The 11,817-nt window shown below is 72.5% G+C and carries 15 protein-coding genes and 1 pseudogene; 2 read left to right on the top strand and 14 right to left on the bottom strand.

All coding sequences use genetic code 11. From position 1 onward, the window contains the following. Positions 1-415 (top strand): annotated as a pseudogene (locus A0J59_RS22155) (hypothetical protein); the annotation flags it as partial. Between the two features lie 42 nt (positions 416-457). Here the strand turns inward: A0J59_RS22155 and A0J59_RS18510 are convergent. Next, positions 458-1,489, bottom strand: a complete 1,032-nt coding sequence (locus A0J59_RS18510) for an alpha/beta fold hydrolase (RefSeq protein WP_082919185.1) — start codon at positions 1,487-1,489, stop codon at positions 458-460. A 38-nt stretch (positions 1,490-1,527) separates the two neighbouring features. Then, entirely contained in the window at positions 1,528-2,136 is a 609-nt protein-coding gene (locus tag A0J59_RS18505; protein WP_047231932.1) for a TetR/AcrR family transcriptional regulator, read from the bottom strand. A 348-nt stretch (positions 2,137-2,484) separates the two neighbouring features. Here A0J59_RS18505 and A0J59_RS18500 point away from each other — a divergent pair, with 348 nt between their 5' ends. Next, positions 2,485-3,321 carry a tyrosine-type recombinase/integrase gene (locus tag A0J59_RS18500; RefSeq protein WP_220084523.1) on the top strand — a complete coding sequence of 279 codons (837 nt, stop codon included), beginning with the start codon at positions 2,485-2,487 and terminating at the stop codon, positions 3,319-3,321. A gap of 44 nt (positions 3,322-3,365) precedes the next feature. On the opposite strand, the gene A0J59_RS18495 is transcribed toward A0J59_RS18500, so the two are convergent. The 12 genes from A0J59_RS18495 to A0J59_RS21880 all read right to left on the bottom strand — a co-directional run. Next, positions 3,366-3,629 carry a hypothetical protein gene (locus tag A0J59_RS18495; RefSeq protein WP_064317082.1) on the bottom strand — a complete coding sequence of 88 codons (264 nt, stop codon included), beginning with the start codon at positions 3,627-3,629 and terminating at the stop codon, positions 3,366-3,368. Continuing rightward, positions 3,619-3,813 (bottom strand): hypothetical protein, encoded by a 195-nt coding sequence (locus tag A0J59_RS18490; protein WP_064317081.1) that lies wholly within the window; start codon positions 3,811-3,813, stop codon positions 3,619-3,621. The genes A0J59_RS18495 and A0J59_RS18490 overlap by 11 nt, the downstream gene beginning before the upstream one ends. Beyond that, positions 3,813-4,679, bottom strand: coding sequence for an N-acetylmuramoyl-L-alanine amidase (locus A0J59_RS18485; protein ID WP_064317080.1), 867 nt, complete (start codon positions 4,677-4,679; stop codon positions 3,813-3,815). The genes A0J59_RS18490 and A0J59_RS18485 overlap by 1 nt, the downstream gene beginning before the upstream one ends. 14 nt (positions 4,680-4,693) lie before the next feature. Further along, positions 4,694-5,122, bottom strand: coding sequence for a hypothetical protein (locus A0J59_RS18480; RefSeq protein ID WP_064317079.1), 429 nt, complete (start codon positions 5,120-5,122; stop codon positions 4,694-4,696). Then, positions 5,119-6,951, bottom strand: a complete 1,833-nt coding sequence (locus tag A0J59_RS18475; protein ID WP_064317078.1) for a hypothetical protein — start codon at positions 6,949-6,951, stop codon at positions 5,119-5,121. Before A0J59_RS18475 ends, A0J59_RS18480 begins: the two co-directional genes overlap by 4 nt. Beyond that, a complete protein-coding gene (locus tag A0J59_RS18470; RefSeq protein ID WP_064317077.1) occupies positions 6,948-8,858 on the bottom strand; it encodes a hypothetical protein in 1,911 nt (636 codons plus the stop codon). Before A0J59_RS18470 ends, A0J59_RS18475 begins: the two co-directional genes overlap by 4 nt. 128 nt (positions 8,859-8,986) lie before the next feature. Beyond that, on the bottom strand, positions 8,987-9,331 hold the full coding sequence (locus tag A0J59_RS18465) for a hypothetical protein (RefSeq protein ID WP_064317076.1): 345 nt from the start codon (positions 9,329-9,331) through the stop codon (positions 8,987-8,989). 2 nt (positions 9,332-9,333) lie between these two features. Beyond that, complete coding sequence (locus A0J59_RS18460) at positions 9,334-9,714, bottom strand: HK97 gp10 family phage protein (RefSeq protein WP_064317075.1); 381 nt, start codon at positions 9,712-9,714, stop codon at positions 9,334-9,336. Next, positions 9,711-10,130 carry a hypothetical protein gene (locus tag A0J59_RS18455; RefSeq protein WP_064317074.1) on the bottom strand — a complete coding sequence of 140 codons (420 nt, stop codon included), beginning with the start codon at positions 10,128-10,130 and terminating at the stop codon, positions 9,711-9,713. Before A0J59_RS18455 ends, A0J59_RS18460 begins: the two co-directional genes overlap by 4 nt. 3 nt (positions 10,131-10,133) lie before the next feature. Then, complete coding sequence (locus A0J59_RS18450) at positions 10,134-10,487, bottom strand: hypothetical protein (RefSeq protein ID WP_156533174.1); 354 nt, start codon at positions 10,485-10,487, stop codon at positions 10,134-10,136. Between the two features lie 4 nt (positions 10,488-10,491). Further along, a complete protein-coding gene (locus A0J59_RS18445) occupies positions 10,492-10,806 on the bottom strand; it encodes a hypothetical protein (RefSeq protein WP_064317072.1) in 315 nt (104 codons plus the stop codon). A 4-nt stretch (positions 10,807-10,810) separates the two neighbouring features. Then, positions 10,811-11,817: hypothetical protein (locus tag A0J59_RS21880; protein ID WP_220084522.1), on the bottom strand; the 1,007-nt coding region annotated here is incomplete at its 5' end.

Here is an 11,817-nt window from a genome sequence, read left to right as displayed (position 1 = left end):
GCCACACCCCGCTCCGGGTCCGCCCCCGCACGCCCACCCGGGACACCCTGGACAGGGAAACTCGCAGCCGGGGTACCCGCCGCCAGGATCGGCGTACGCGGGCTACCCTCCACTGCCGCCGATCTCGCCGGCAGCGTTCACGCGCCGGTACCGGACGACGGCGTGGGCTCTGATCTGGGTTCCGGTCGCGCTCATGGTCGCGGCGGCGGTCCTCAGCATCGTCCTCCTCGCGTACGCCGACAGCGACCCGTCGCGGAACTCCGCCGCGGGCTACCTGGCGATCGTCGTCTGGGGCGTCATGCTCGTCGGCGGGCCCGTGCTGCTCGGGGCGTTCATCCCTGGCTGCGTGATGCTCTCGCGCTCGAACCGTGCCCGCGCCCTCACGCGGGCCACGGGCTACCAGCCTCCCGTCTGACGCGGGGTCGCGCTCGTCCCGGCGACCGGGACGACGAGCCGCTCAGACCCCGCGGCGCGCGAGGTCGTGCTCGACGGGCTCGTCGGGGCGTACCGGCGTCACGTAGCCCACGACGGCGCGCACGACCTCGGGGTCGCGCAGCAGGCGGTGGTGCCCGAGCCCTTCGGTCGTGAGCAGCTCGCCCTCCGGCCAGGCCGCGGCGAGCGCCGCGCCGACCGGGTACGGGACCTCCTTGTCCGCGCGGTCGTGCACGACGAGCGCGGGCGGGACCGGGTGGGTCCGCAGCGTCTCGCGCACGTCCAGCTCGGCCAGCGGCCGACCGGCGACGTCGGAGAGCAGACCGCGGAGCAGCTCGCGGGTCGGGCGCGAGAGCCGGAGCAGGTCGGCGAAGCCGTCGAGCTCGCCCAGCACGTCCGCGATCGCCGCGACGAGCACGAGCCGCTCCACGGGCAGCCCGTCACGGACCGCGAGGACGGTCGTCGCGGTGCCGAGCGAGTGCGCGACGACCGCCGTCGCGTCGCCGTGCTCGCGCACCACCGCGGCGAGGGCGTCCGCGAGCTCCGGCATCGTGCTGCGCCGCGGACCGAGACGGCCGGGACCCGAGTCGCCGTGGCTCGGCGCATCGAAGGCGACGACGCGGTAGCCGGCGGCCCGCAGGGGCTCGACGAACGCGCCGAGCTGGCCGCGCCACCCGCCCCACCCGTGGGTCAGGTAGACGACTCCGACCTCGGCGGGCGAGCCGCTCGCCGTCGGGCCACCGCCACGGCCCGTCCGCTCCTCGCCACCGGCTCCGGCCGCGGCCCACGTCTCGACGACGACGCGTGCTCCGGTGTCGGTCGTCACCGTGGTGAGCATGCCGGGGGTGGTGCGGTCGTCCCGACGTCGCCCGGCGCCGTCGGGCGGGGTGCACCACAGGTCGAGCGCGAGGCGCGCGGCACGGCGCGGCGAGACCGCCTGGAGCGCGGCGAGGCGCGCGCGGACGAGCGCGAGCTGGAGAGCGGCCTTGCGCCGCCGCGCCGCCCGACGGCGGTCGGCACGAACGGTCGTGCTTTTCTGCGAGCCTGAGACGCCCACGGGAGGTTCCTCTCGGTCGGTGGTGCAGACGGGTGCGGTCAGCGGACGGGGGCCGGCGCCGGTGTGCGCGCCGCGTCGAGCAGGGCCTCGAACGCACGCCGGGCACGCTCCTCGGCGAGCGGGTCGGCCATGAAGACGTGCGCGTGGTTCACCCCGAGCATGACGCCGTAGAGGTCGGAGGCGAACTGCTCCGGGTCGACGTCGGCGCGGAAGCCACCCTCCGCGACGCACGTGCGGAAGACCTGCGCGACGACGTCGCACAGGTCGCGGTGGTCACGCACGAGCTGGTCCCGGACGGGGCCCTGTTGCGCGGAGAGCTCGGTCGCCGCCTTGACGAACAGGCACCCGCCGGGGTCCTGGCGCAGGTCGCACGCGAGCCACCCCTCGAACAGCGCCCGCATCCGCGGCTCGCCGCGCGGGGTGCGCAGCGCGGGGGCGACCACCGTGTCGATGAACTCGGCGCGCGCCTGGCCGAGCACCGCGAGCTGGAGCGACTCCTTGGAGCGGAAGTGCGCGTACAGGCCGGACTTCGACATGCCCGTGGCCGACGCGAGCTCGCCGATGGTGAGACCGGTTAGCCCGACGCGGTACGCGGCCTCCACGCCACGGTGCAGGATCGCCTGCCGCGTCTCGTCGCCCTTGGTCACCCGGCGAACGTAGCACGATCGTGCGGAAACCGGGAGACCTCTGCCCGCGGCCCCGCGCCCGACACCGGCTGTGCACCGAGCCGACAGGAACGACGAACGGCCCCACCCGTGCGGGTGAGGCCGTTCGTCATGATGTGCGCCCGAAGGGATTCGAACCCCCAACCTTCTGGTTGGGAGCCAACTGGCCCGCCCGTGACGAGGTCGCGGCGATCGTGGTCGGGCCGTGGGGTGAGGCGGCATGAGCGATGACCTGCGGGTATACCCGCCGTCGTCCGTTGCCGGGCTGGACGCGATCCGAAACCGTGTCGTCCCCGAGGTCCGCGAGGACGAGGACGAGCAGGACGACGCGTGACCCTGTACGAACTGGACATGCGTACCAACTCGCCGTGGACAGGACACATCAATGCGTGGCTCGTCGCGATGCGCGCGACCGGCCGACCCGAGACGACGCTCCGCACCCGGAGCGAGCACCTACGGTGGCTCGCGGTCTGGGCCGGCGACCGCGACCCGTGGAGCATGACGACGGACGATCTGCTCACCTGGATGGGCGGGAAGGTCTGGGCGCGCGAGACGCGACGCGGCGTCCGCTCCAGCCTCCGCGGCTTCTACCGCTGGGCGGTCGCCACCGGCCGCGCGACCCACAACCCCGCCGAGGGCCTGCCGTCGATCCCGCCGGCACAGCCGCGGCCGCGGCCCACGCCGGAGCACGCCTACCGGCTCGCCGTGATGAGGGCGAGCACCCGGGAACGACTCATGCTGCGCCTCGCCGCCGAGTGCGGACTCCGACGCGCCGAGGTGGCGCAGATCCACTCGCGCGACCTGATCGAGGACCTGGGCGGGTGGTCGCTCGTCGTTCACGGGAAGGGCTCGCGCGAGCGGGTCGTCCCGTTGCCGGTGAGCGTCGGCGTCGAGCTGCGCACGCTGGGGCGCGGGTACGCGTTCCCGGGTGACGACCACGGGCACCTATCGCCGCGGTGGGTCGGGACGCTGGTCTCGCGCCTGCTGCCCGAGGGCTACACGATGCACTCGTTGAGGCACCGGTTCGCCACCCGGGCCTACGCGGTGGACCGTGACGTGTTCACGGTCCAGGAACTGCTCGGGCACGCCTCCCCCGCGACGACGCGGGTCTACGTCCAGTTGCCGGACGACTCGAAGCGGCGCCTAGTCGAAGCGATCGCGAGTTAGGGAGCGGCTGCCCGCGGTTCACCCGCGGGCAGCCGCGTAGCCGGCTACCTCGCCGCCCAGGGGTCCACGATCACGAGGCCGACGACGGCCGCGATCACCGCGGCGAGGACGAGCCGCTGAGCCCACTTCTGCCAGTCCTCCAGCGCGACGATCCGCGCCTCCAGGTGACCGATCCGGACGTAGTCCGCGGCGCTCTTCGTGCTCGCCGAGTTCACGGCCGCGGTGAGGACGTCGACCTTGGTCTCTAGCGCGCCGAGGGCACGCACGACCTCGCCGTGCGTGACCTCGGTCGTGTTCTCAGGCGCCATCGCTGCGGGTCGGACGGTAGCCGAACGCGATCCCCGCGCCGGCGGCGGCGATCGCGCCGGCGGCAGACGCCGCGACCTCCAGACCGGCCACGTTGAGCGGCGTGACGGCGGCGCCGGCGGCGATCGCGACGACGTAGGCCCACGTGCGGACCTTGGGCGGGATGGCGGGGGTCTCGGTGTCCATCAGATCGTTCCCTTGTTGAGTGCCTGCTGGAGGGCCTGGACGACGGTGGACGGCCGCGAGAGGAAGCCGTCCGCGGTCGAGCGGTAGTGGCGCTGGAGCGCGCGGATCGTCTGCGGGCCGAGGTTGCCGTCCGCGTTGACGCCGAGCCGACGCTGGAGTGCGCGGACGACGTCGGACCCGCCGCTCCCCCACTGGACGGACTCCAGGGCGGCGTTCCACGAGCCCTTAACCTGGCCGCTGATCACGCCGTCCACCTTCGTCCCGAGGACCTGCTGGAGCCGGCGCGTGGTCGCGGCGCCCCAGTACCCGTCCACGCGCAGCTTCTCCGGGCCGGGCGCGGGGGCCGGCTTCCCGCCGCCGGGCGCCTCGGCGAGCGCGCCGGACTTCACGGCGTCCATGACGCGGCCGGGGCAGGCGGTGGACGCGCCGGGCACCTGCTGGTGGCCGTAGACGGGCAGGCGCGCGCCAAGCGTCGCGCGCAGGTCGCGGAACGCGGCGATGGCCTTGTCCGTCAGGGGCTCGTTGTTCCCGACGATGAACAGCACGCCGTAGAGGGTGCGGTTGGCACCGGGGTTCGCCGGCGAGGCGGCGTGCGCGGCCTGCCGCTTCCCGGCGAGGGACCAGATGCGGCCGGCCTGGTCGATGCCGTAGTTGTACCCGATGTCGGCCCAGCCCTTGCTGCGGACGTGGTGGGTCCGGTAGCCGCGCAGTTTCGCGGCCACCTGGTCCTTGGTGAGGTTCGCGTACTTCACGTCGCCGTCGCCGGGGTGGTGGGCGGCGATGCCCTCGGGCTGGACGTACAGCGGCGAGCGGTTCCAGCCCTCGGGGGTAGAGGTCCACGCGGAGCGCGGGAGGATCGTGGCCATGGTGGGGCGTCCTTTCAGTCGACGGTGATGCCGGACAGGCCGGCGAGCATGACGGTCGCGGAGGTCCCGGTGTACGGGGACCGGAACATGAACGCGAGAGCGCCGGAGGGCGAGAGGTTCGCGTACCCGACGTAGGCGCCGGTCGTGACGACGGTTCGGGACGAGTCCGGGCCGATGAACCCTGCGGGGAGGTCTGCGACGGCGGCGGAGGTGTTCACGGCGAACGGGCCGCTGATCGAGCCGCGGAAGTAGAGGACCTTTCCGATGCGGCGGACCTCGGGCGTGATCGGCGTCGTGTACCCCGAGCGCACGGTGATGGGTCGCCACCCGGTGTCCTCCATGAGCCCGCCGGGACCGATGAGGGCGAGGCGCAGGTCCAGGGTCCACTGCGGGACGGCCGCGATCGGGTCGCCCGCGACGAGGGGGTCGGGAAGGGGGCTCATGAGGTCTCCCGGATGAGGTAGAGCGCGGTCTGGGCGTCGCTGAAGGTGAGGGGTTCGGACTCGTGGAACAGCCAGTTCCACGCGGCGGCGTCGCCGAAGATGAGGCCGCGGGGCGCGGCGAAGTCGAAGTTCTCGGGGGTGAGGACGAGCGACTCGGCGCCGTCGCTGCCGATCGTGAGGGTGCCGCCGATGATCCGGACGGCGGAGAGGTCGGGCTCGGGGGCGTTGGCGATGTAGGCGACCATGCCGTGGCGGTAGTCGGTGCTCGTGACGTACACGAAGTCCGGGGCGTTGCCGATGAGCCGGTCCTGGTTGAGGTCGAACTCGAGCGCGCCGTCCAGGCGCCACCGGGGCTGGGACGCGGTGGTGACGGCCCATCGGGCGACGTCGGCCATCGGGGCGGGGTCGACGGCGTCGGACCGGATCGTCCACTCGGTCTCGCCGTAGGCGAGGATCGACGCCTCGTCACGGAACACGACGGACGAGTCGGACCAGTCGCCCTCGGGGTCGTCGGGCGGGACCTTGTAGCCGACGCTGGCCCGGTTGACGATGAGGTCGAAGTCGAGCACGCGGTCCTGGTCGTAGACGAACCGGGCGTCCACGTTGAACGGCGCGCCGCCGCCGCGCACGACCTCGGACGAGCTGTTGACGCCGGTCTTGGCCAGGCGCTCCAGGGCCACGGCCTCGGTGCCGGCCGTGGCCGCGACCACGGCGTCCAGCCACAGCCGGCGGCCGGCCGGCAGGACCACGCTGGACGAGCCGCTGTAGCCGACGACGCGCACGAAGAACGACGTGGCGTCCTCGGGGGCTTGCGCCGTGACGGTGAGGCGCGCGCCGGGGTAGAACGCGGGGTTCACGGGGGCCGTGGCGGTGTAGTCGAACGTGTCCCAAACGATCTCCAGCGTCACGCCGCGGTCGGGGCTCGCGGGCAGGTTCGCGTAGGAATCGGACGCGACGAGCGCGGTCGCGGCGACCCACGTCCCGGGCTCGACGGGGACGGACGAGGAGATGGCCTCCATGTACGTGGTGGTGCCGCCGGCGGTGACCTGGAGGATGGAGGCACCATCCCGGCCCCCGAGCGCTTCCCACATCTGCGGGAAGGACGTAGTCCTGGTCGCCGCGGCGTCGCCGCCGGTGGACCACCCGGCGGTGTTCACCTCGAACGAGGGGTTCGGGATGAGGTTGGGGTGGATGGCGATGAGGTTGGGGTACCAGGTGGGACGGTCCTCGATCGTCAGGCCGGCGCGCGAGGACGTGACGATCTTGCCGGCGCCGGCGATCGTGTCGCGCAGGATGTCGAGCGCGGACGTCGCGTCGATGTCGCGGGGCGCGACCTGCGGCTGGGCAGTCGGGTCGGTCGGCAGGCTCGCCCACGGGAGGTCCGCGGTCAGTTCGGCGATGCGCAGCGCGCGCGCCGCCCAGGACTCCAGGGGCCACGGCTCGTCGCCGAGGCGCCGGCGGGCGAGGACGCCGAGCCAGTCGATCGCGGTCACGCGCAGGACCTCGACCTCGAACGTCGAGCCGTCGGCGTTGCGGAACTCGCGCACGGTGCGGCGCAGGGTGTCCACGGCGCCGTAGAACACGACGTCGCCGGACGCCGGCCAGACGTCCACGAACAGCGTGACGGGGTCGTTGATCTGCGGGCGCGCGTGGCCGGGCGGGACCGTGACGTCGATGCTGAACGTGGACGGGTCGGGGTTGTCCAGGCCGGTCGGGGCGGACCACTGGACGGTCGCTGGCGTGTAGGCCGTGGGCAGGGTGTCGCGGCCGGCGACGTCCAGGTTGTAGGTCGTCGTGCCGATCGTGAGGGTGCGCGGGCTGAAGATCATCCGAACACCGCCTGGCCGAGGGTGCGCCGGCCGGTGCGCCGCATGGTGCGGCCCACGATGGACTCGATCTGCCGGCCGACGGCGAGCGGGTCCAGGGCGCCGTTGACGGTGATGTTGTAGACGGCTCCCCCGCCGGTCCCGAGCGCGCCGAAGCCGCCGCCGGACGCCGGCGCGAACACCGCCGGTGCGACGAGCTGCGCCGGCTCGGGCTCGGCCGCGAACGCGCGCATGAGCACGGGCTCGTCGGCCGGCATCGCGGCCCGCGAGAAGATGCCGCTGATGCCGTTGCCGATGTTGCGCATCCAGGCCGGCGGCTGCGGGAACTTGATGTTCCGGATGGAATTGATGACGTTCTGAATCATGTTCCACACGGCCTGGAATGCGTTCTTCACCGCGTTGATCGGGGTGAGGATGATGTTGAGCGCGTTCTGGCCGGCGTTCTTGATCGAGTCCCACACGGTGGCCGCGGCGGTCTTGATCGTGTTCCAGACGTTGTTGATCCGGTTCCCCCAGGTGGTCACGGTGACCTGGATGCCGGCGACGATGTTGGCGATGGTGGTCTTGATCCAGTTCCACGCGGTGGCCGCGGCGTTCTTGATCGTGTTCCAGATGAGCAGCGTCGCGGCCTTGAAGAGCTCGATGCGCTTGTTGATCTCGATGACGACCTTCACGACGGCGTCCTTGATCCAGTTCCAGACGGCGACGGCGGCGTTCTTGATCGTGTTCCAGATGAGCAGCGTCGCGGCCTTGAACAGTTCGATGTGCGCGGACACGACGTCGATCACGGTGGTGACGGCGTCCTTGATCCAGTTCCACGCGGCCTCGGCCGCGGACCGGATGGCCTCCCAGATCGCGAGGACGGCGTCCCGGAACCACTCGCAGTTGTTCCAGAGGTAGATGACGATGGCGACCACGGCGGCGATCGCGGCGATGATCAGGCCGATGGGGTTGGCGTTCATCGCGGCGTTGAGCGCCCACTGTGCGGCGGTCCACAGGGCGGTGGCGCCGCGCACGATGGCCTGGACGGCGGCGTAGGCCTTCAGGGCACCGTTGACGACGAGCACGCCGGCGGCGAGCGCGGCGACGGCGGTGGCCACCGCCGTGACGGCGGTCGCGTTCTCGCCGAGGAAGCCGGCGACCTGGCCGAGGATCGTCTGGAGTTGGGTGTAGACGGGGAGCAGTCCCTCGCCGATCTTGGCGCGCGCGTTCTCGGCCTCGGCCGCGGCGATCTGCTGGGCGCCGGCGGCGGTGTCCGCCTCGCGGGCGAACTGTCCCTGGGCGTCCGCGGTCTGCTTGGTGAGCAGGGCGAGGGTCGCCTGGAGTTTCGCGTTCTTCTCGGCCTCGCCGGACAGGCCGGTCAGCCCCATCTCGGCCATCTGCGCCTGGACGGCTGCCTCGTTCATCGAGACGCCGTAGCGCTCGATCGGGTCGCGCTCGCCGCGGAGCAGGCTGGACAGCGCGGACACGGCGTCCGCGGTCGTCCCGCCGAACGTCGCGGCGAGGTCTGCGCCGAGGGTGACGAGGTCGTTCGTCTGTCCGGCCACGGCCTCCATGGGGACGCCCATGTTCTTCAGCTGCGACCCGATGACGGTGGCCAGGTCCTGGTACTGCGACGTGGCCAGGCCGACGTTCGTGGCGGCGTCCGCGGCGTAGCCCTTGACCTGGGCGGCGTGCTCGGCGAACACGGACTCCACGCCGCCGGTGGACTGCTGGAGCGCGGACGCGGAGTCGATCGCGCCCTTGGCGAGCGCGCCGACGGCGGCGAGCGCGACGCCGGCGGGGACGGCGAGCCGGTCGAGCTTCTGCTCGAACTTCTGGACCCCGGTGGCCATGTCGTCCATGCCCTGCGTGCCCTGCTTGGCGTCGGTGACGACGCGGACGGACAGCACGGCGGTCTTGTTGGCCACCGGGGCTCACCTCCTTCGTTGGGCTTCGTCCTGCTCTTCGCAGATGTCGAGCAGGGTGGCCAGGACCTCGGTGTCCGCTGCGAGAAGTTCGGACACGGGCTGGCCGGTGCGGATCGCGAGGGCGCAGATCAGGCGGACTCGTGACCCGGCGGGGTAGGGTCCACGGCCACCTGGTCCGCGTTCTCGGCGTCGACCGCGTCGCCGTCCGGCGTGATGACCTGCGCCTGGACGCACTTGGACAGGAAGTCGTCCACGGACAGGGCGATGACGGACGAGCGGCGCAGCGCGGACCACGCGACGAACGTGGCCCAGAGCATCGGGGCGTCCTGCATCTGCGGCCAGGACTTCTTGCCGCGCGTCATGTCCCACGCGACGGCGTCGCGGTTGTCGGTCTGGACGTCGTACTCGAGAAACTCGTCCGTGCCGTCCTGCTCGATGAGGACGCGCACGGCGGGGGCGGTCAGGCGGGCCATGGTCAGGCTCCTTGGATCTTGGCGAGGATGGACTCGATGCCGGCCTCGTAGCGGGCGAACCACGTGGGTTCGGTGGACTGTGCGGCGAGGGTGAGCCACGGCTGGGCTCGGATGCCGCGGCGGGGCCAGCCCCAATGGATGGGCTGGGCGTACGGGACTCGGGCGTAGCCGGCGCGGGTGATCGCAGCCGTCTGCGTCGCGCCGACGCGCACGGTCGACGCGAGGCGCCCGGAGCGTCGGGGGGTCGTCGGGCGGGCCGCGCCGGCGACGATCCCCCCGACCTCGCGGTGGACCGCCGTGAGGTCCTTCATGTCGGCGCCGGCCTTGCGCAGCGTGGAGCGCAGCTTCTTGGCGCCGATGACCTCGACGGCGGGCTGGCTCACGGCTCGACGTCGCCGATCGTGGGCTCGCCGATGAGGGTCCACTCGAAGTCGGACGTCGGCTTGGTCTTGACGTCGCCGCCGATCTCGATGGCCTCGACGGTGACGGTCCCGGTGATGGACCGGCCCTTGGCGGTGTTCGGCACGTACTCGAACGGGAACTCGATCCCGCGGTTGTTGAAGCACCACTCCGTGGTGGAGTCGATGTTGCCGAAGTCCTGGAGCAGGGTGCCCTGGAGCGTCCAGGACTCCGAGCGGTCGCCGGGGGCCTGCTCGCCGGACAGGACGTTGACCGGGTCGCCGGTGTCGACCTCGGGCACGAGCCGGCAGGACGTGACCTGCGAGGCGAACTGCTTCAGGGTGCCGGCCTCGCCGAGGGTGAGCGTCCCGGCGCCGACGGTGATGGTCTGGATGGCCATGGCCTAGTCCTCCGTGATCTGCGTGGTGAGGGTGAACGTGAGTGCCGGCAGCGGGTCGGCGCCGTGGTTGGCGAGGACGACGGCTTGCGCGCGGGCGTCGTCCACCTGGACGACGGCGCGGACCTTGGCGAGCATGTCGCCGAGGTCGTCCAGCGCGGGGCCGGCGCCGTTGTCGATCGTGATGAGCCAGACGTCCCAGGTCGCGACGTAGGACGTCTCGTCCAGGACCTCGAACGAGACGTCGACCGGGCCGACGAGCGCGCCGGGCAGGTTGAGGTCGCGCTCGTCGGTCACGGCCGGCACGCCGGCGTCGGTGATCATCTGCGCTACCTGCTGGCACGCGGCTCCGAGCTTCACGGCGTCACCCGACCTGTGGCGGGACGAACGAGTCGATGCGCAGCATCCGGGCCACGTCGGGGTCGTACCGCGACACGTAGGACGCGCCGACCTCGGTCAGGGCCTCGACGCCGGACGGGCTGTTGCGCCGGCGGACCAACCTCGCGGCCAGCATCGTGGCCGCGAGGTCGGTCTGGGCCGTCCAGGTCTCGCCGTCCGCCTCGCGCGGCGCCGTGGGCAGGTCCTCCACGAACGCGACCACGGCCGCGGTGCACGTCTTCACGACGGCGTCGGGCGCGGCGAGTTTCAGCCAGTCGGCGACGGCCTGGGGCTCGATCACGGGATCAGGCCTCCGGCGCCGGCGTGACGTTCGCGCGGAACAGGGCGCGGGCGTCGTTCACGATCATGCCGCCGTAGCCGAACACGCCGACGTCGACACCGCCGTTGGGGATGTTGAGGGCCTGGACGCGGACCGGGGGGTTCACCTCGTACCACGTGGCGGCGCGCGAGTCGCCGGCGAGGATCGCGCCGGCGGGGAGCGAGGGCTCGACGTCGAACGACAGGCCACCGGCGTTGCCGGAGACGGTGCCGAGGTTGATCGCGCCCTGGGCCTTCAGCCACCACGGGACTGCGTCCGAGGGCAGTTCCACGAACTCGGCCCACACGTCCGCGGCGAACGTGATGAACGACAGGTTCGAGCCGAGAGTGGCGGCGCGGACGCCGAGCTGCGCGAGCGCGGACGTCACGGTCGCCGGCGCGGGCGTGACGACGGTCGCCGCGGCCAGCGCGATCGCGGCGGCGTAGGCCTCGGACTTCTGCTTGTACTCGTCCGTGGCCGCGACGAACCAGTCCTGGAGGAACTGCGCGGACCCGAGGTCGATGAACGCGCGATCGATGTCGTTGCCGCCGGCCCAGCGCTGCGCGTCCGCGGTCGCGGGGACCGTGGTGAACGTGCCGGCGCCGTGGATCGCGGCCTTGTCGCCGGCGTACTCGCCGATCAGGTTCTCGTACTTGCGGGTGAAGCCCTCGATCTTCAGCCCGGTGAGCGGACGCGGGGCGCCGAACGCGTCGATGATCGGGCGGCGCACGTTCGAGGCCTGCCACAGTTCGCCGGCCCACTGCGGGCGCTCGGGCGCGATCGCGGCGGCGGCGTCGTCGCCCGGGACGATGTCCCCGAGCGCCGCCTGGACGGTCGCGACGTTGCCGGCGATGAGCGCGTCCCGCACGATGCGCGAGGCCGTCGCGAGGTCGGGGCCGCGGCCGGCGGTGCGTGCCGGCGCCATGGGCGCGTTCGCCGCGGCGACGATCGCGGCCGAGGGCGAGGGCTCCGGGGCGGCGGGCGCCGGCGGGG

It is taken from the genome of Cellulosimicrobium sp. I38E (assembly GCF_001647255.1).
In the GTDB taxonomy this organism is placed as follows: domain Bacteria; phylum Actinomycetota; class Actinomycetes; order Actinomycetales; family Cellulomonadaceae; genus Cellulosimicrobium; species Cellulosimicrobium cellulans_E.
The sequence above is the reverse complement of the archived record's forward strand: the minus strand, read 5'-3'. Positions and strand labels throughout refer to the sequence as shown.

Bases quoted from the DNA above. Each gene is read 5' to 3' on its own strand.
- A0J59_RS18495 (WP_064317082.1), bottom strand. From the start codon at position 3,629: ATGGCGCCTGAGAACACGACCGAGGTCACGCACGGCGAGGTCGTGCGT.
- A0J59_RS18490 (WP_064317081.1), bottom strand. From the start codon at position 3,813: ATGGACACCGAGACCCCCGCCATCCCGCCCAAGGTCCGCACGTGGGCC.
- A0J59_RS18485 (WP_064317080.1), bottom strand. From the start codon at position 4,679: ATGGCCACGATCCTCCCGCGCTCCGCGTGGACCTCTACCCCCGAGGGC.
- A0J59_RS18480 (WP_064317079.1), bottom strand. From the start codon at position 5,122: ATGAGCCCCCTTCCCGACCCCCTCGTCGCGGGCGACCCGATCGCGGCC.
- A0J59_RS18475 (WP_064317078.1), bottom strand. From the start codon at position 6,951: ATGATCTTCAGCCCGCGCACCCTCACGATCGGCACGACGACCTACAAC.
- A0J59_RS18465 (WP_064317076.1), bottom strand. From the start codon at position 9,331: ATGGCCCGCCTGACCGCCCCCGCCGTGCGCGTCCTCATCGAGCAGGAC.
- A0J59_RS18455 (WP_064317074.1), bottom strand. From the start codon at position 10,130: ATGGCCATCCAGACCATCACCGTCGGCGCCGGGACGCTCACCCTCGGC.